Below are 18,004 nucleotides of genomic sequence, written 5' to 3'. Positions count from 1 at the left end.
ATATGGAATTAAATCATTTTATTCATAATAAGTTTTGGGTTAAGGTGTTGTAAAGCGTATGAATTAGAATATTCAGAGGGATAAAGCAATGTTTGAGCTGTCAGCACGTGCACAGGATTATTTAAATAGAACAAAAAAGTTTATTACTGATGAAATTGAACCTGTCGAGGCTGATTTCTGGCATCAGGTGCATGAACTGAATCAAGGCGGTGACTGGACCAAATGGCAATGGCCGGCAGAACTTGAAACATTGAAAGATAAAGCCAAAGCGGCAGGTCTCTGGAATATGTTTTTGCCTTGTCCAGAATTAGGTCAGGGATTATCCGTTCAGGAATATGCGCATATCGCTGAACTTTCTGGGCGAAGTCTAATTGCACCTACCGTTTTTAACTGTAATGCGCCAGATAGCGGCAATATGGAAGTATTGTGGCGCTATGGTTCTGAAGAACAAAAACAGCAATGGTTAATGCCACTTCTGGAAGGGAAAATCCGTTCAGTGTTCTGTATGACTGAGCCTGCAGTGGCTTCAAGTGATGCTACCAATATGCAGGCGACGGCGGTAGTTGAAGGTGATGAAATTGTTTTGAATGGTCGTAAATGGTGGTCTTCAGGTTTGGGTGATCCAAATGCCAAAATCATCATCTTTATGGCACATACACCGGATGAATCCAAAGACCGTCATCATCAGCATTCCATGGTTTTAGTTCCAGTCGATACTGCAGGCGTAAAAATCGAACGGATGCTTCCAGTCTTTGGTGACTATGATGCACCACATGGCCACGGCGAAGTCAGCTTTGATAATGTTCGTGTTCCAGTTTCGAATTTTATTGGCGGTGCAGGTCAAGGCTTTGAAATTGCCCAAGGTCGTTTAGGGCCAGGCCGTATTCACCATTGTATGCGTTGCATCGGTGCTGCTGAAAAATCATTAGAGTTGATGATTGACCGAGGTATGAGCCGTACCGCATTTGGTAAAGAGATTTTAAAACTGGGTGGTAACCTGGAACGTGTCGCAGAAGCTCGCGTTGCCATTGATCAGGCTCGATTATTAACCTTGTATGCTGCCTATAAAATGGATACTTTAGGGAATATGGCAGCACTGACTGAAATTTCTGCAATTAAAGTCGTTGCGCCAAGTGTGCTGGAAAAAGTCGTGGATATGGCAATTCAGATCCACGGCGGTGCGGGTGTTTCTCGTGACACACCGCTGACCGGATTCTTTGCCCAAGCCCGTGCCTTACGTCTGGCTGATGGCCCGGATGAAGTGCATAAAGGCATGATTGCCAAACTGGAACTGGCAAAACGCGGTTATAGCACACGTCGTAAAAAATAAGCTGGCTTTATATACAGAACATTGAAACGTATTAGAAGATTTTAAGGAAAAATTATGGCGGTCATTGATGTAGGTGGATCAGTTCGTGAAGGTGAGGAACTGGATGTACAGGCCATCACAGAGTGGTTAAATCAACAAGGAGCAAATGTAGAAGGTCCTTTAGAGCTTACTCAATATTCAGGTGGAGCTTCTAACTGGACTTATCGTTTGCAATATGCCAATGCCGATTTAATTTTACGTCGTCCGCCTCAAGGGACTAAAGCCAAATCTGCGCATGACATGGCACGTGAATATCATGTACAAAAAGCCTTGGCTGACCATTATCCGGTCGTACCTGAAATGGTGGCACTTTGTCAGGACGAATCAGTCATTGGCTGTGACTTCTATGTAATGAAACGCATTGAAGGTATTATTCCGCGTGCCAAGCTGCCGCCTGAATTACAACTGACTGAACCAGATATCCAGACTCTATGTATTAATGTGATTGATAAGCTGATCGAACTACACCAAGTTCCTTACACTGGTACAGAACTGGAAAAGTTAGGCAAAGGTGAAGGCTATTGCCGTCGTCAGGTAGAAGGCTGGGATGCACGTTACGAAAAAGCCAAAACATTAAATGTTCCATCTTTTAAATACGTGCGTAACTGGCTGAAAGATAATATTCCATCTGATTCTAAAACCTGTGTCATTCACAATGACTGGCGTTTTGATAATGTCATTTTGGATCCAGAAAATCCAACTGAAGTTATTGGGGTGCTGGACTGGGAAATGGCCACCCTGGGTGATCCGCTGATGGACTTGGGTTCTGCCTTGGCTTATTGGGTAGAAGATACGGACAATGCCATTTTTAAAGCAACACGTCGTCAGCCCACCAATTTAAAAGGTATGTTTACCCGTAAAGAAGTGGTGGATTACTATCTGGAGAAAACCGGTCTGCAACCGGAAAACTGGACATTCTATGAAGTGTTTGGGATTTTCCGTCTCTCGGTAATTGCTCAGCAGATCTATTATCGTTATTACCACAAACAAACCAACAATCCAGCCTTTAAGGATTTTTGGGTAGTCATTCATGCCTTGCATATTCGTGCCTTAAAACTGATTGGTCTACAAAAGCTTGAAGCCAATGACATTGCACAAAAATATATCCTGAAATTTAAAGAGTTAATGCCAAAATGACCACCATTTACTTGATCCGGCATGGACAGGCATCTTTCGGGGCAGCCAGTTATGATCAGCTTTCGCCAAATGGGGAACTACAGGCAAAATTGCTCGGTCGTTATTTTGATGAAATTCTGAAAGAAGCACCGTATGTAGTGGCTGGTTCTATGCAACGTCATCAACAGACGGCACAGTTATCTTTAGATGAATGTTTTCCTGAAAGCGAGATCTTGACCGATAGTGCCTGGAATGAGTTTAATCATCAGCAGGTCTTTGCCCGTTATGAACCGCGTTTTAATCAGCCAGAACTGCTGAAGCAGGATGTCTCAGAACATGCCAATCCGCGAGACTATTTGAGCAAAATCTTTAGTGGAGCGATTGCTCGATGGACCTGTGATGATTATCACCACGAATATGATGAATCCTGGCCCAATTTTAAAAGCCGTGTAGAAACCGGTTTGCAGAACTTATGTGATCAGCTTGCGCAAACTAAACCGCGCTATGCAATCGTGTATACCTCAGGTGGCGTCATCTCTGTGGCGGTAGGCAAAATCCTGGGTCTGAGTCCGGAGAAAACTTTCGCTTTAAACTGGGCAATTACCAATACCAGCATTACTACATTGCGTCTGGTCGGAAATGAACCCCAGCTACTCAGTTTGAATGAACATCATTTTATTAAAGCACAGCGTCCAGACCTGCTAACCTGGATTTAAAAATTATTGAAGATAAAACACCTTATAAAATAAAGGGATAGGGTAAAAATATGGCTAAAACGATTTTAATTACTGGTGCAAGTTCAGGGATTGGTGCCGGTATGGCACGTGAATTTGCAAAAAAAGGGTATAACCTGGCGATTTGTGCACGTCGTCTGGAACGTCTGGAAACTTTGAAGCAGGAACTCGAGAGCCAATATGATATTAAAGTCATTGCCAAAACACTGGATGTGACCAATTATGATCAGGTTTTTGAAGTTTTCCGTGCCTTTAAAGAAGACTTTGGCACCATTGACCGGATTATTGTCAATGCCGGTGTAGGTGAAGGCCACCGGATTGGTAAAGGTAATTTTGCGATCAATAAAGCTACTGTTGAAACCAACTTTATTTCTGCATTGGCACAATGTGAAGCTGCAGTGGAAATTTTCCGCGCACAAAACTCCGGTCATCTGGTGATGATTTCATCGATGAGTGCAATGCGTGGTATGCCAAAACACTTGACCGCTTATGGCGCAAGTAAGGCTGGGGTTGCACATCTGGCTGAAGGCATTCGTGCTGAGCTAATTGATACACCAATTAAAGTCACGACCATTTTCCCAGGCTATATTCGTACTGAAATCAATGAAGGCGCGAAAAAATTACCATTTGAAGTGGATGAGAAAACGGGTTCACGCTTATTGGCAGAAGAAATTGAAAAAGCACCAGTTAAAGCCTATGTACCGAAATGGCCTTGGTTGCCACTCGGTTTAGCAATGAAAATATTGCCGCTAAAATTAGTCAATAAATTAGGTTAAAACTTCAATTTAAAAAAGCTCCATTCGGGGCTTTTTTAATTTTTAGTATTTAAAAATTTGGATAAAAGTAGGTTGGATAATTCTGGCATCGTATCTAAAGGTATTATAAATTATTAAAATAATTAGTTAATTCACTAAAAGTCATTAACACTTTGATGATGAATAAATTTTATTTCTATATAAAATTAAAATTCTATCAGAATAGAAATAATTAAATTTTTAAGAAGAGAATTTTTAGACGACAAGTTTTATAGAAAATACTCCTTATTTTTCTGCTTTATTCTTGATCTTGAAAAAATTACTAAAACTGCCTAAAACTTGGACATACTCGCTGCGAAAGTGGAAAGATAACTTCTCTTTTTTATAAATTCCTTTAATGTACAACTGTTCAGAAATCAAAGGTTGTCCATATGTCTACATCTTCGGATATGACTCACCAACAGCGAATCTCTAAGGTCAGAAATATCGTTACACAGGCCGGGGAAGAAATACGTACCCGTTATCCTATACTTAAACATCAGAATTTCATTGGTGCGAGTATTTTAGGTTTTGCCTGGACGGGGATGATCGCATGCGCATTGGCATATGGATATGGTTATCTTTCTGCGTGGTTCACCATTCCCCTAATTGCAATTTTTGCTTCACTGACACATGAATTAGAACATGACCTGATTCATTATATGTATTTCAAAAAAACACCTTGGGCACATCATTTAATGTTGGCTTTAGTGTGGCTGGCTCGTCCAAATACGATTAGTCCATGGGCTCGCCGACGCATGCATTTGCATCATCATAAATATTCAGGCACTGAATATGATCTTGAAGAACGTGGCATCAGTAATGGTATGCCATGGGGGATTCGCCGCATTCTAGTGATCAGTGACCAGTTGATGTCAGTGTATTTGCGTCCTTTTCAGATGTTTAAAATGATTCATCTTTTTATGGAAAAACAGCCTGAAAAAGAACGTAAAGTTGCCATGATTTCTCAGCTATTAGGCTTCTTGCCATTAAGCTTGATTTATTATGGTCTGTGCTATTTATTTGTAGTCTTTCATGTAGGCAATGCCGTTGCACCAATCTTTGGTTATGAAATGCTTTGGTCGGAAAGTATCATCGAAGCTATGCCGCTCGTGAATTTCTTGGCAGTAATTTGGATCATTCCGAATTTTATCCGTTCTTTTAGCCTGCAATTCGTTAGCTCCAATATGCATTATTATGGTGATATTGATCCACGCGATGTCATCAAGCAGACTCAGGTACTGAATCCATGGTGGATGGTGCCATTCCAGTTATTTTGCTGTAATTTCGGTTCAACTCATGCGATCCATCATTTTGTCGTCAAAGAACCTTTCTATATTCGCCAGTTGACCTCTAAAACAGCGCATAAAGTCATGAAGGAAGTGGGTGTACGCTTTAATGATATCGGGACTTTCAAGCGTATGAACCGCTGGAATGATCATAAAGTTTGATATATCAGCCACATTAAAAAATCCCGTTAAACGCCGGGATTTTTTTATTTTGCTAGTTAAAGTTACGTGAATATTCATTAAAAATGACTGCTGAGGTATTACTCGTAATCCATAAATTGCAGTAAAATTAATCATATCTTTATATAAATTAGTCCATTATGTTGCTCAAAGCTGCCACTATCGCCTTAATTCCCGCGCTCGTAATTCAGGGTAACCGTGTCAAAAAAAATACGATAAAACTTCCAGAACCAGAGGGTGCACGTGAAGGCCAAACAGGAACAGGCAAAAAACTTTCATTACTGATTGTGGGTGATTCAGCAGCAGCAGGGGTCGGGGTAGATCATCAGAATGATGCCTTACTTGGCGCGATTCTGAATGAGCTAAAAAATGACTTTGAAATTGAATGGAAGTTACAGGCAAAAACGGGCGATACCACCTCAAAGGTCATTCGTACTTTAGACCAGATTGAAGCTAAATCCTATGATGTGGTCGTGACTTCAGTCGGCGTGAATGATGTGACTAAGCTCATGCCTGCCGATGTCTGGATCAAGAAGCAGGAACAGTTTTATGGCAAAATCCAGCAAAAGTTTAATCCAAAACTGGTCATTGCAGCCGGTGTCCCTCCAATGAACATGTTCCCAGCTTTACCGAATCCTTTGGCCTGGTTATTTGGTCAATATGCCAAACACATGAACCAACAACTGGAAAAATTTGTGAACAAGCAGATCAACATGCAATGGATTGAATACGATATTGAAAAATATCGTGCCATGAATTTACAAATGGCCAAAGATGGTTTTCATCCAAGTAAGGAAGTTTATACACTTTGGGGACAAGAAGTCGCTAGCAAGATCCGTCAGGCATTCTAAAATAACTGAAATACCTGAATCTGGAACAGTTTATGTCGGATATTGAAACCCATCCATTACCGCCATTTTTACCGCCCAATGCCAAATTATTGATGTTGGGCAGTTTTCCGCCACCCGCAACGCGCTGGAAAATGAATTTTTATTATCCGAATTACCAAAATGATATGTGGCGGATATTTGGGTTAATTTTCTTTAAAAATAAAGATTACTTTTTGGACTTACCTAATAAAAAATTTCAGGAACATCTAATCCGTGAGTTTCTAACTGAAACGGGGATTGCGATTTTTGACAGTGCTTATCAGATCCGACGCCTGAAGGGAAATGCTTCCGATAAATTTCTAGAAATTGTAGTGCCAACCAATTTGCAGGATCTATTAGGGAAAATGCCGGACTGCAACCACATCATGACTACAGGCGACAAGGCCACAGATACTTTGATGCTCTCTATGCCTGAAGGTACGTTGAAACCCGGTATAGGTGAGCCAACACAGGCACATTTTCTTGGCCGTGACCTGTATCTATACCGGATGCCATCTTCATCCCGGGCTTATCCTTTGGCTCTGGATAAGAAAGCAGATAGTTACCGGATGATGTTCGAGCATGTCGGTCTAATTTGAGTTATGAATAAATATAAATATTAAGTATATTTATGAAATAAGCTTACTTTTAGAAAGTTTTTAAGTATTTTCTACCTGCATATTGGGATATTCGACCCAGCGATAATCCTTAACTTTAATATCCCGAACATGATGAAAGCTGGACCAGATCAGTTTGCTACCTTTACTCCATTTTAATGTAGAGATACGAGATTCAACTTTCTCAATCTCTTCCGCTGTTGCAGGACGTAAAGAGCCAATCTCTGCATATAAACGTACACCGGGATAATGCTTAAATTTTCCCTTGAACATGGAACTTAACCAGAACAGTTTGCTGCTATTCACAGCCTGAATGCAGGCAAGTGGCTGATGCTGTAAATTTTCAGAGAAGGTGGTGGAGTAAGTATCAAAAAACAAACCTGTACTAGACTGCTGATCCAGAAAGACAGTTCCGATCGGAGTAATACTAGGAAAGCCTCGGGGATTGACGGTTGCGATCGAACAATGCATTGCTGCACGCTGCGCATCTGCAACAACTTGACGGATATTTTGCCATTCAGAAGGGGAAATCATGATGTTTTCTCTTTATTATTTTAATCAAGCTTAATCTGTATGTCTAAAATAGGCATTGCCATAAAAATATTCAGGCAAGGGCAATTTAACCAATTAAATATATTAGGTAAATTCCCTGTAAACGAAAAAGAGCCGATATGGCTCTTTCAAATTTTAGAAATGGAAAAATGAATTAACCATCATATTCCACATAATCCCACAGGTTTAAGCGCGCTTTAATTTCTTTGCGGATATTCGGCAACATCGGGAGTAATGTCCCGTCAATCCATAAACTTAAAGCTTGTGCAGAAATCAGTTGCTGTTGTTCATCGACCAGTTGCGCGCCTTTAACCATCACCAGTGTTTCTTCAGAAGCTTCGGTTTCAACACCTTTGAATAGCACCTGTAATTCATAACCGGTATCCTGAATCAGCCATTCCAGTTCGACCTGGATATTCTGATTAGATTTAAGTACGACCTGACCTTCGACCAAGTCCGAATCAGACAGGCAGTCATGTTCAACCCGTATTTTGGCTAAAAACCATTCTTGTTGAGACAGATCCTGCAAGGTCTTAACAGGGGTGAGAATATCACCGAGTTTAAACTGACGACTTAAATCAAAAAATTGCATGGGAGTGGAAAGCGAAAATTCGCAAAATACTGGAAAAGTGTAATTTTAGAGCAATCAACGGAATAGGTAAAACCTTTGTAGGTATTGATCTGATTAATATATAAGAAATAAGCTGAAAAATATAAGTATAAAAACCCGATTTAGAGATTTAGTCAATTTTATATTGTTCAGCTTATCAGCAATAAAGATTTAAAATATCCAAAGCCAACTATCAATTAAGGAAAAATCACATTAAATGTAATTTGATTGCAATGTATCTGTCATTACATTAACCATTCTCCCGGGAATTTTGTTGCCAGATTCATCATATAACGCTGGAACTGTGTCGTTTCAGGGTCATGATTATGCTGAATGACTGAACCATTTTTTTGGTGTTCCAGCCAAATGATCTCACCCTCTTTATCTAACTTCAGTTGATAAGCCATTCTGGGTAAATACTGGTTTAAGGACTTAGTAATTTCATCTTGAAGTTGATCGGATTCAATCACCAGACCGACTTCAGTGTTTAAATAGGCAGAGCGTGGATCAAAGTTAAAGGAACCAATAAATACCATGCCATCCAGATCAAAGAATTTGGCATGTAAACTGGAACTGTTCTTATTTTTGGCCGGAATAATATTACCGGTCATAATTTCATACCAGGTCCGTTTTGGCCGTTCAATATAAGGTTTGAATTCCCAGAGCTTGATTCCATTCTTGAGCAGCTGTTTACGGTATTGCTGATAATAGGCATGAACCAAAGCAACATCATTTGCTTGGAAAGAATTGGTTAAAATTCTGATTTTGACACCCTGTTGGGAACGTTTACTTAAATAATCCGCACCTTCCTGAGTAGGAATGAAATAAGAAGAAACGAATTCTAGGTGGTCTTTGGGTTCACCCATGAGTTCCAGCATATGGGTATAAATATAATCGCCATTCTGGGCGCTACGACGAACCTTGGAAGGGGCATCGGCAACAAAATAGGCATTTCCCCATTTGATCGGGCGCTTTCTCAGTTGTTCATCAATCTGCTGCTCCGCAATACCGACTCGGCGTTTCAATTCATTTTTATCGACTTCATCTTCTTTAAATTCAGTTCTTAGTCGTTTTAAAAGTTGTGGATTACCCGAATCATTTAGAACTTGTCGGATATCATAGCTTAGATCATCGTTCCAGAATTTGATAAAGGTTTGATTCGCATCGTGTGCTGGCTTTCCGGCAAAGAAAATATCAACATCGCTAAACTGAAAATCCTTACTGGCATCAAAATATTCACTACTGATATTCCGACCACCTGTGACCGCTGCCGTACCATCCGCAATAATCAGTTTGTTATGCATACGCGGATTAATATATTTCATACGGAATCCGTAATCCAGGGCACGCAATTGACGGAATTTATAAGGATTAAATAGTCGGACTTCGAAATTAGGATGCTGGGCTAAGGCCAGCAACTTATCATCCAGTTGAGTCCCGTTCTGGTCATCAATCTGAACCCGAACCTTCACGCCACGGTCTGCGGCTTTTAATAATTGGGAGAGGATCATGTTGCCAATATAGTCATCTTTCCAGATGTAATATTGCAGGTCGAGATGGTATTTGGCTTGATTAATCAGATATAACCTTGCCGCCATACTCATAAAACCGTCATATAAAGGCAGATAAGCCGTTTTCCCTTCCTGAATCTGTGGCAGTTGTTCCTCTCTGATCCAGTGGGTCGATTGTACTGGAGTAATAGCTTCTTCTTTTGCTGTATTGGGAGCTAATTCACAGCCAGAAATAGTCAGGCTAAAAACAAAAATACTTAAACATATAATTGACGAGGGCTTAGTCATTGATGTTCCATTAGTTATAGGGGTTTTATTCCTCAACTAGTGATGTTAATGGTTGAATCTCCGAATAGAAAGAGGTTACTGTTAACCATCTGTAAATCAGTAATAAAAGGATCGTTTTACATGAAATCACGTGCAGCGGTTGCATTTGGCCCAGGTCAGCCATTAGAAATTGTGGAAGTAGATGTTGCTCCACCAAAAGCAGGTGAGGTACTGGTAAAAATTAGCCATACTGGCGTATGTCATACCGATGCATTTACCTTGTCTGGTGATGATCCGGAAGGCGTATTTCCAGCCATTTTAGGCCATGAAGGTGCGGGTGTGGTCGTTGAGGTTGGTGAAGGCGTGACGAGTCTGAAACCGGGTGATCATGTGATTCCACTTTACACAGCAGAATGTGGTGAATGTTTGTTCTGTAAATCAGGTAAAACTAACCTGTGTGTAGCGGTTCGTGCAACTCAGGGTAAAGGTGTAATGCCAGATGGAACTACCCGTTTTTCTTATAATGGCCTGCCGATTTATCATTATATGGGCTGTTCAACGTTCTCTGAATATACAGTCGTTGCAGAAGTTTCTCTGGCGAAAATTAACCCTGAAGCTAACCATGAGCAAGTGTGTTTATTAGGCTGTGGCGTGACTACAGGTATTGGTGCAGTACATAACACTGCTAAAGTACAGGAAGGCGATAGCGTCGCTGTATTTGGCTTAGGCGGTATCGGTCTTGCAGTTGTACAAGGTGCTCGCCAGGCCAAAGCCGGCCGTATTATTGCCGTGGATACCAATCCAGATAAATTCGAACTGGCTAAACAGTTTGGCGCTACTGATTTTGTGAATCCAAAAGACTATGACAAGCCAATTCAGCAAGTGATTGTGGAAATGACCGGTTGGGGCGTAGACCACTCTTTTGAATGTATTGGTAATGTCGACGTAATGCGTTCAGCACTAGAATGTGCACACCGTGGCTGGGGTCAGTCTGTGATTATTGGCGTAGCAGGTGCAGGTAAAGAAATCTCAACTCGTCCATTCCAGCTAGTCACAGGCCGTAAATGGATGGGTACGGCATTTGGTGGTGTTAAAGGTCGTTCTCAATTACCGGGCATGGTTGAACAGGCCATGAAAGGTGAAATTCAGTTAGAACCATTTGTGACACATAAGATGCCATTAGAACAGATCAATGAAGCCTTTGATCTGATGCATGAAGGCAAATCGATCCGTAGCGTGATTCATTTTGATTAAAATGATTTAGCGATTTAAACTTCATAAAGGCCGGTAAACACCGGCCTTTTATTTTAATAATTAAAATATATCAGATACATTTGCCTATCAAAGCACCACAGAGCTTTACCTAAAAAACACAAGGCTTCTAAGGTCATTACATGCCAGATGCTTATAGTGAATAGAAGCGTATTGAGAGACGCGATTAAAACCATGTTTAAGAATCATTTTAAAGAATAAGGATAAGCTCTATGTCGAATGATAGATTTGATCGTATTAAAAATTCTCCTAAAGATGTCCGTGATGATTTAAATGCCGATCCAATTAGCGGCGAGCCAGGTGCACATCCTATTGGCACAGGCGTAGGTGCTGCCGGTGGCGCAGCTGCAGGTGCAGCGGTCGGTGCAGCAGGCGGTCCTGTTGGTGCAGCAGTAGGCGGTGTTGTGGGGGCAGTGGTCGGTGGTCTCGCAGGTAAAGGCGTAGGCGAAGCTGTGAACCCGACTGAAGAAGCAGCATTCTGGCGAGATAATGCCGTTGAAACCCCTTATTATTCAGATGCCCGTACCACGTATAGCGATTTAGATTACGATCGTGACTATGATGCGGCCTATCGTGTCGGTTATGAAAACCGTGGAGCATATGATGCCAATACCCGTTTTGAAGATGTAGAAAGCGATCTGAAAGTAAAATGGGAACAGGCAAAAGGCCAGTCACGTCTGAACTGGGAACAGGCAAAATTTGCAGTACGTGATGCATGGAATCGCGTAACCCGTTAATTGCAAATGCCAAAACCAAGATCTAATATGCTCTTGGTTTTAAGGAAATGGGCAAAGTCTGCTGACCGTCACGACTTTGTCCATTATTAATATCTGAAAGGTTAGAATTCTAGGGCGATAAGTAAAAGTATAAATACTGATAAATATTTTTTTATATTTACTACTTGTCAAAACTGGATAGAGCGCGTATTTTAATTTCAGATTCACATTTTTATGAAAGACATAAACATGTTAAAGCAACCTATCATTTCAAACGCTTATTTTTATTTCTGGCAGTTTAGATAATTGCCTGAATGCGTTTGGGCAATGAAAAGGTTGCCCACCAGTTAATACCTGATCGGCAACCCTGATCAGGTTTTTTTATGCATGTGATTTAACAATTTTTTGGAGACAGCCATGACAAACTTTAACTATTCATACTTTAGCAACTTTTATTGGTCTTACTTTAGCCAGCTAATGACGCTTTCGACATCTTCGATTAGACCCATAACGCTCAAATAAAAGTTTGGACTGATTGCCAGTCCCAGGATTTAAAGTCATGAATATTGCAAATACATCACAACAACATCAAACAGAAACCATTTTAGCTTTGCCACAGCAACTTAAGCAGCAATTGCCACTGTCTCCGCAATTGGCTGTACAAGTCGCTGAACAGCGTCAAATTATTCAAAATATTTTAGAGGGTAAAGATCACCGTTTAATGGTGATTACCGGACCATGTTCCATTCATGATGAAGCTTCCGCACTGGAATATGCAGAAAAATTAAAACAGCTTCAGGAACAGGTTTCTGATCAAATTTTCCTGGTTATGCGGGCCTATATTGAAAAACCACGTACTACTGTAGGCTGGAAAGGCTTCCTGTATGACCCAGAACTCGATGGCTCATCCAATATTCAATTGGGTCTGGAAAAATCTCGTGCACTGTACCTAAAACTGATTGGCATGGGCCTGCCGATTGCCTCAGAGATCTTAAGTCCAATGGCAACGGCGTATTTCGATGATCTATTGGCATGGGGTGCGATTGGCGCGCGTACCAGTGAATCACAAATTCACCGTGAAATTTCCAGCCATATGCCGTACAGCATCGGTTTCAAAAATGGGACAGATGGTTCGATTCAAATTGCTCTTGATGCTATTCAGTCAGCTTCCAATCCACATCAGTTCATGGGCATGAGCCAATCGGGTCTGCCGTGTATCCTGAGCTCAAAAGGGAATCCAAAAGCACATTTGATCCTGCGTGGTTCAAATAGTGGTCCGAACTACCAGTTGTCTGAAATTGAAAAAATTAAAGCGAAACACTCAACCGATTTGCCGGCCCTGGTTATTGATTGCAGTCATGGCAATAGTTCAAAAAACCCAATGCTACAACCTGAAGTGCTGGAGCAGATCGTCGCTGAACGTTTGCACAGCAATGTGCGGGGTGTAATGCTCGAAAGTCATCTGGTCGATGGCAATCAGAAAATCTCTGAAGATATGGTTTACGGCCAGTCAGTGACTGATGGATGTCTGGGCTGGACAAAAACCGAGCAATTATTGTTAAATATGGCTGATTCACTGCGATGCGAAAGTTTAAAGCGTAGCGCTTAAACTCACGATCTTATCTTTCCTCAATTCGTTGAGGAAAGATATTATGATCGGATATGGTTGTTCAGAAGTATTTTTCTAAATGCTGAAAGCAACAATTCGATATTTTGAAAATTAAAACAATGAGTATTAAAACGATTTTAAAAAATTCATAAAAAATAATTAATTTAAAAAAATAAACAATAACAATAATTTATTATAGGTCAGCCTGATACTGTTTTTAAACAGCGGATGAGTAATGATCCCGGGAAGCTTGCTATGTATACAACTGAATTACTCGATGAAGCACGTAAATTTATGCACCATATGCTGACCAAAGTCGTGGAATATGATAGTTCCGACCTTTTTATTACAGCTGATTTCCCGCCCAGTATCAAACAGCAGGGGTTGATGAAACCATTTGGTCAGCAGAAACTCACAGCCGATAAGACCCGTTTGTTTGCTTATGCCTTGATGAATGAGCGACAGATTCAGGAATTTGAATCGGTGATGGAATGCAATTTTAGTATTAGCATCCCGGGCGTGTCGCGCTTCCGGGTTAATGTCTTTCAGCAACAGCACAATGTAGGCATGGTGATTCGAATCATTACGACAGATATTCCAAGCTTTGAGCAGTTAGGCTTACCAGCTTCATTGCAACAGGTCATCATGCAGAAACGTGGTTTGGTGCTGGTAGTTGGTGCAACGGGTGTCGGGAAATCGACTACATTGGCAGCCATGATTGATTATCGTAATACGCATACTGAAGGGCATATTATTACGATCGAAGACCCGGTGGAATATGTCTATCAGCATAAAAACTCGATGATCACCCAACGTGAAATTGGTGTAGATTGCGTTTCCTGGCACAATGCACTGATTAATACCATGCGGCAGGCACCTGACGTTATCGTGATTGGCGAAATCAGGGATACAGACAGTATGGAGCATGCAATTGCCTTTGCTGAATCTGGCCATTTATGTCTTGCAACACTCCATTCTAATAATGCCTATCAGGCACTGGACCGGATTATTAACTTCTTTCCAGAAGAACGCCGTAATCAGTTACTGCTAGATTTATCAGCTAATATCAAAGCCGTGATTTCTCAGCGGCTAATTCGCACTGAAGATGGTAAAGGTCGTCGGGCTGCGGTAGAAATTCTGCAAAATACTCCTTTAGTTTCTGACCTGATTCGTAAAGGTGAATTCCATGAACTTAAAACGATTATGGCTCGTTCGCGGGAACTGGGCATGCAAACCTTTGATCAGGCATTATTTGATTTATATAACCAAGGCATTATTTCTTATGAAGAAGCCTTGCGTAATGCAGACTCCAGCAATGAATTACGTTTGCAAATCAAGCTGAAGAGCAGTCGTATTAATCCTGTTTTACAGGCAGAAAATGCACAGATTTCACTTCTGGAACAGTCCAGATCGCGTGCACTTTCTCCTGATTAATCTTGGCTTTTTAATAAACAGACTACTATTCAGTTCAATAGAACTGAGTCATAAATCTTCTTTAATGGTGGCTTTTAAGCAAGGCAGTTTTAGGCCACCTATCTAATTTTTTAATTTTATCCTTACTTGCCTGGTGAATTCAGTTTCACCGTCTTGCATTTATCCTGAATATGATCTTTTTCATTGTAATATTCTTTTAAAATGAAATAGGTTTTAAAAGGTAATATATGTCTACTTAATTGATATTTAATTGAACTACATCACATAAATTTTAAAAAATATTTTCTTTATAAATTAAATCTATTTGAGGCTTTAAAAAAAACGCTGCACAATAAAAATCAAATGATATTGGCATGAATCAAGCATTTAAATTCATGTAATTGTGTATTTCCAGGGGAAGAGAATGTTCACGGCAGAACTGTTGAACGAAGCAAAAAAATTCATGCATCACATGCTGACCAAAGTAGTGGAATATGGGGGCTCAGACTTATTTATTACCGCAGATTTTCCACCGAGTATTAAACATCAGGGCTTAATGAAGCCCTTTGGACAACAAATTCTTACTGCTGAAAAAACCAAACTGTTTGCTTATAGCTTGATGAATGATAAACAGCGTCAAGAGTTTGAAGCTGAACTAGAATGTAACTTCGCGATTACTGTACCGGGTGTATCGCGCTTCCGGGTAAATGTTTTTGTACAACAGCTTCAGGTCGGGATGGTAATCCGGACCATTACGGCAGAAATTCCAAATTTCCAGAAACTGAAATTACCAGAATCATTGAAACACGTGATTATGGAAAAACGCGGTCTGGTACTGGTTGTAGGAGGAACGGGTTCAGGTAAATCGACCTCTCTGGCAGCGATGATTGACTACCGCAATGAAAATTCGGCGGGGCATATCATTACCGTGGAAGATCCGGTGGAATATGTACATAAACACAAGAAATCCATGATTACTCACCGTGAAGTTGGAGTCGATTGCCATTCCTGGCACAATGCGCTGAAAAATACCTTGCGTCAGGCCCCCGATGTAATTCTGATCGGTGAGATTCGGGATACCGAAACCATGGAACACGCAATTGCCTTTGCTGAAACCGGACATTTATGTCTGGGTACACTGCATTCCAATAATGCTAACCAGACTTTGGACCGGATTATTAACTTCTTCCCGGAAGAACGCCGTAATCAGTTATTAATGGATTTATCTTCGAATATGAAGGCGATTATTTCCCAGCGTTTGATTCGTACTCAGGATGGAAAAGGGCGTCGGGCTGCAATTGAAATCATGTTAAATACACCTTTGATTTCTGATCTGATTCTAAAAGGTGAGTTTCATGAGCTGAAAGCCATTATGGGCAAATCTCGTGAACTGGGCATGCAGACTTTCGATCAGGCCTTATTTGACCTGTATAACGAGGGTGCGATTTCTTATGAGGAAGCATTGCGTAATGCTGATTCGACTAATGAATTACGTTTACAGATCAAGCTGAAAAGCAACCGCCAGGATAATCCTGCTGCTGGAGAAGCAACACAATTCACGATGATGCAAGAACCGAAAGCTGAAGAAAAAGAACAGGAAAATACTTCAGCATCTGAATAAATACATCTTCGTGTCAGAATTAAAACAGGCAGTTCATCTGCCTGTTTTTTTATTATATTTAGATATTAACTTGTATTAGGCAGTCTTAACTTGAACGACCAGTTTAAAGTAAACAATACTGCATAAGGTGAGTAAACTACAGAGAATAAAGGCGAACTGATAACTATAAGTCGCAATAAGCGCCCCAATCAGTAGCGAACCGACCGCAATTCCTACATCATAGAAGGTATAAAAGGTCGAAGTAGCATAACCAATCCGGTGTTTCGGTGCACGTTGAATGGCCAGTGTTTGAATGCAAGGTTGTGCGCTGCCAAAACCGATACCAATCAATACCGCAGCCAGCAGGAATCCCCCCAACGTCTGAATCTGACTGAGTAAAAAGAGTCCTAAGCTAAAGATGAGTAGCGCAGGATAAATCACATATTGTGGACCTTTGCGATCGTAAATTTTTCCGGTAATCGGACGTAAACTCATCATGGAAATGGCGAATACGACAAAGAATAAACTGGCATAAGCCATCAGGTTTTTACTGGCAGCAAAAGGTGCAATAAAAGACATGATGCTGGCATAAGAGAAAGAAATCAGAGCTGCCAGAACAGCAACAGGCAATGCTTTCTTTTCTACAACATCAGACAACACCAGTCCTTTTTTCTCAGGAATAGTTTGAATGATGTGCTCAGGCTCTTTGACCGGAATCATTAAGCAGAAAGCAAATCCGATAAAAACTAATGCAATAAGCAGCGTTGTGATCTGAAAATAAGACCAGTATTCAATCAGACTTAAGCCAATCAATGGTCCTAGAACAATACCCAGATTGACTGACATGACGTAATAGCCCATGCCTTCGCCTTTACGCTGTTCTGGAATAAACTGATTTACTACAGGGACACAGACTGTAGTCAAAATACTAAACCAGATCCCATGCAAAAAACGGATGATAAATAAGGTCGTCAACTGATCGGCAAGCAGGTAGGCTAGGGAAAATAGACTGAAAAAGATTCCAGAAACAATCAGGGTTTTACGGATACCCAATTTCTCAATAATCAGGCCGCTAAATGGTCGTACAGCAATCGCTGAAATCATGAACAAGGTCATGGCCAGACCAGCTTGGGCTAAGTTTCCACCTAATTCTTTCAGGATATAAATCGGTAAAATCGTGGTTTGTGCAAAATAGAAAATAAATAAAAACAGGTTATTGGCCAGACACAGCACAAAAGGCTTGGTCCATAAAGGCAATAGATTGGATTTCATAATTTTCCTAAATTGATCTATAGGGAAATGCTGCGATGAGCATGAATATTATTTTTATAAAGCAGCCTGAGCTATCTGATGCGAGTGATAGCAGGTACAGCAAAGACTTTAAGAAAAATGTGTGAAAAATACAATAAAATTCCGATATAAATACATTGTATTTGATGGTGAGCTTTAAATATGAAGTTTTCAATGCGTAAAAAAATCAGCCCGC

16 protein-coding genes are annotated in these 18,004 nt (G+C 40.7%); 12 read left to right on the top strand and 4 right to left on the bottom strand.

What is annotated here, in order from left to right:
• Positions 1-88 precede the first annotated feature (88 nt).
• The 7 genes from FTV18_RS07995 (at position 89) to FTV18_RS07965 (ending at position 6,950) form a co-directional block, all read left to right on the top strand.
• Positions 89-1,330 carry an acyl-CoA dehydrogenase family protein gene (locus FTV18_RS07995; RefSeq protein WP_159122898.1) on the top strand — a complete coding sequence of 414 codons (1,242 nt, stop codon included), beginning with the start codon at positions 89-91 and terminating at the stop codon, positions 1,328-1,330.
• Positions 1,331-1,384: 54 nt separating this feature from the next.
• Positions 1,385-2,506, top strand: a complete 1,122-nt coding sequence (locus FTV18_RS07990) for a phosphotransferase family protein (RefSeq protein WP_180017418.1) — start codon at positions 1,385-1,387, stop codon at positions 2,504-2,506.
• Positions 2,503-3,201, top strand: a complete 699-nt coding sequence (locus FTV18_RS07985; RefSeq protein ID WP_034702771.1) for a histidine phosphatase family protein — start codon at positions 2,503-2,505, stop codon at positions 3,199-3,201. The genes FTV18_RS07990 and FTV18_RS07985 overlap by 4 nt, the downstream gene beginning before the upstream one ends.
• A gap of 50 nt (positions 3,202-3,251) precedes the next feature.
• Complete coding sequence (locus FTV18_RS07980; RefSeq protein WP_180017416.1) at positions 3,252-3,995, top strand: SDR family oxidoreductase; 744 nt, start codon at positions 3,252-3,254, stop codon at positions 3,993-3,995.
• Between the two features lie 410 nt (positions 3,996-4,405).
• Positions 4,406-5,464 carry a fatty acid desaturase gene (locus FTV18_RS07975; RefSeq protein ID WP_180017414.1) on the top strand — a complete coding sequence of 353 codons (1,059 nt, stop codon included), beginning with the start codon at positions 4,406-4,408 and terminating at the stop codon, positions 5,462-5,464.
• 158 nt (positions 5,465-5,622) lie between these two features.
• The gene (locus FTV18_RS07970) at positions 5,623-6,333 is read left to right on the top strand and encodes an SGNH/GDSL hydrolase family protein (RefSeq protein ID WP_159122902.1); all 711 of its coding nucleotides are present in this window, start codon (positions 5,623-5,625) and stop codon (positions 6,331-6,333) included.
• Positions 6,334-6,365: 32 nt separating this feature from the next.
• Positions 6,366-6,950 carry a uracil-DNA glycosylase family protein gene (locus tag FTV18_RS07965; protein ID WP_034704166.1) on the top strand — a complete coding sequence of 195 codons (585 nt, stop codon included), beginning with the start codon at positions 6,366-6,368 and terminating at the stop codon, positions 6,948-6,950.
• A 60-nt stretch (positions 6,951-7,010) separates the two neighbouring features.
• Here the strand turns inward: FTV18_RS07965 and FTV18_RS07960 are convergent, their stop codons facing one another.
• The 3 genes from FTV18_RS07960 to FTV18_RS07950 form a co-directional block, all read right to left on the bottom strand.
• Positions 7,011-7,502 carry a pyridoxamine 5'-phosphate oxidase family protein gene (locus tag FTV18_RS07960; protein ID WP_180017412.1) on the bottom strand — a complete coding sequence of 164 codons (492 nt, stop codon included), beginning with the start codon at positions 7,500-7,502 and terminating at the stop codon, positions 7,011-7,013.
• A gap of 172 nt (positions 7,503-7,674) precedes the next feature.
• A complete protein-coding gene (locus FTV18_RS07955) occupies positions 7,675-8,112 on the bottom strand; it encodes a hypothetical protein (protein WP_180017410.1) in 438 nt (145 codons plus the stop codon).
• Between the two features lie 263 nt (positions 8,113-8,375).
• A complete protein-coding gene (locus FTV18_RS07950) occupies positions 8,376-9,929 on the bottom strand; it encodes a phospholipase D family protein (RefSeq protein WP_180017408.1) in 1,554 nt (517 codons plus the stop codon).
• Positions 9,930-10,049: 120 nt separating this feature from the next.
• On the opposite strand from FTV18_RS07950, the gene FTV18_RS07945 reads away from it, so the two are divergent.
• The 5 genes from FTV18_RS07945 (at position 10,050) to FTV18_RS07925 (ending at position 16,539) form a co-directional block, all read left to right on the top strand.
• Positions 10,050-11,162: an S-(hydroxymethyl)glutathione dehydrogenase/class III alcohol dehydrogenase gene (locus FTV18_RS07945; protein ID WP_180017405.1), complete on the top strand. Its 1,113-nt coding sequence runs from the start codon at positions 10,050-10,052 to the stop codon at positions 11,160-11,162.
• 230 nt (positions 11,163-11,392) lie between these two features.
• Complete coding sequence (locus tag FTV18_RS07940; RefSeq protein ID WP_159122907.1) at positions 11,393-11,917, top strand: hypothetical protein; 525 nt, start codon at positions 11,393-11,395, stop codon at positions 11,915-11,917.
• Positions 11,918-12,455: 538 nt separating this feature from the next.
• The gene (locus tag FTV18_RS07935) at positions 12,456-13,505 is read left to right on the top strand and encodes a 3-deoxy-7-phosphoheptulonate synthase (protein WP_180017403.1); all 1,050 of its coding nucleotides are present in this window, start codon (positions 12,456-12,458) and stop codon (positions 13,503-13,505) included.
• Positions 13,506-13,760: 255 nt separating this feature from the next.
• Positions 13,761-14,939, top strand: coding sequence for a PilT/PilU family type 4a pilus ATPase (locus FTV18_RS07930; protein ID WP_180017401.1), 1,179 nt, complete (start codon positions 13,761-13,763; stop codon positions 14,937-14,939).
• Between the two features lie 403 nt (positions 14,940-15,342).
• Positions 15,343-16,539: a PilT/PilU family type 4a pilus ATPase gene (locus tag FTV18_RS07925; protein WP_180017399.1), complete on the top strand. Its 1,197-nt coding sequence runs from the start codon at positions 15,343-15,345 to the stop codon at positions 16,537-16,539.
• A gap of 75 nt (positions 16,540-16,614) precedes the next feature.
• Here FTV18_RS07925 and FTV18_RS07920 read toward each other — a convergent pair whose 3' ends face one another.
• Positions 16,615-17,790, bottom strand: coding sequence for an MFS transporter (locus FTV18_RS07920; RefSeq protein ID WP_179992609.1), 1,176 nt, complete (start codon positions 17,788-17,790; stop codon positions 16,615-16,617).
• Positions 17,791-18,004: the final 214 nt, after the last annotated feature.

The sequence above is a fragment of the Acinetobacter sp. YH12241 genome, assembly GCF_013417535.1.
Taxonomy (GTDB): domain Bacteria; phylum Pseudomonadota; class Gammaproteobacteria; order Pseudomonadales; family Moraxellaceae; genus Acinetobacter.
Note: the sequence above shows the minus strand (reverse complement) of the source record. Positions and strands in the feature narration are given on the sequence as shown.

What these genes read in the sequence shown, in the direction of transcription:
- FTV18_RS07955 (WP_180017410.1), bottom strand. Translation starts at nt 8,112, where the DNA reads ATGCAATTTTTTGATTTAAGTCGTCAGTTTAAACTCGGTGATATTCTC.
- FTV18_RS07970 (WP_159122902.1), top strand. Translation starts at nt 5,623, where the DNA reads ATGTTGCTCAAAGCTGCCACTATCGCCTTAATTCCCGCGCTCGTAATT.
- FTV18_RS07925 (WP_180017399.1), top strand. Translation starts at nt 15,343, where the DNA reads ATGTTCACGGCAGAACTGTTGAACGAAGCAAAAAAATTCATGCATCAC.
- FTV18_RS07985 (WP_034702771.1), top strand. Translation starts at nt 2,503, where the DNA reads ATGACCACCATTTACTTGATCCGGCATGGACAGGCATCTTTCGGGGCA.
- FTV18_RS07990 (WP_180017418.1), top strand. Translation starts at nt 1,385, where the DNA reads ATGGCGGTCATTGATGTAGGTGGATCAGTTCGTGAAGGTGAGGAACTG.
- FTV18_RS07945 (WP_180017405.1), top strand. Translation starts at nt 10,050, where the DNA reads ATGAAATCACGTGCAGCGGTTGCATTTGGCCCAGGTCAGCCATTAGAA.
- FTV18_RS07940 (WP_159122907.1), top strand. Translation starts at nt 11,393, where the DNA reads ATGTCGAATGATAGATTTGATCGTATTAAAAATTCTCCTAAAGATGTC.
- FTV18_RS07960 (WP_180017412.1), bottom strand. Translation starts at nt 7,502, where the DNA reads ATGATTTCCCCTTCTGAATGGCAAAATATCCGTCAAGTTGTTGCAGAT.
- FTV18_RS07965 (WP_034704166.1), top strand. Translation starts at nt 6,366, where the DNA reads ATGTCGGATATTGAAACCCATCCATTACCGCCATTTTTACCGCCCAAT.
- FTV18_RS07980 (WP_180017416.1), top strand. Translation starts at nt 3,252, where the DNA reads ATGGCTAAAACGATTTTAATTACTGGTGCAAGTTCAGGGATTGGTGCC.
- FTV18_RS07930 (WP_180017401.1), top strand. Translation starts at nt 13,761, where the DNA reads ATGTATACAACTGAATTACTCGATGAAGCACGTAAATTTATGCACCAT.
- FTV18_RS07995 (WP_159122898.1), top strand. Translation starts at nt 89, where the DNA reads ATGTTTGAGCTGTCAGCACGTGCACAGGATTATTTAAATAGAACAAAA.
- FTV18_RS07935 (WP_180017403.1), top strand. Translation starts at nt 12,456, where the DNA reads ATGAATATTGCAAATACATCACAACAACATCAAACAGAAACCATTTTA.
- FTV18_RS07920 (WP_179992609.1), bottom strand. Translation starts at nt 17,790, where the DNA reads ATGAAATCCAATCTATTGCCTTTATGGACCAAGCCTTTTGTGCTGTGT.
- FTV18_RS07975 (WP_180017414.1), top strand. Translation starts at nt 4,406, where the DNA reads ATGTCTACATCTTCGGATATGACTCACCAACAGCGAATCTCTAAGGTC.
- FTV18_RS07950 (WP_180017408.1), bottom strand. Translation starts at nt 9,929, where the DNA reads ATGACTAAGCCCTCGTCAATTATATGTTTAAGTATTTTTGTTTTTAGC.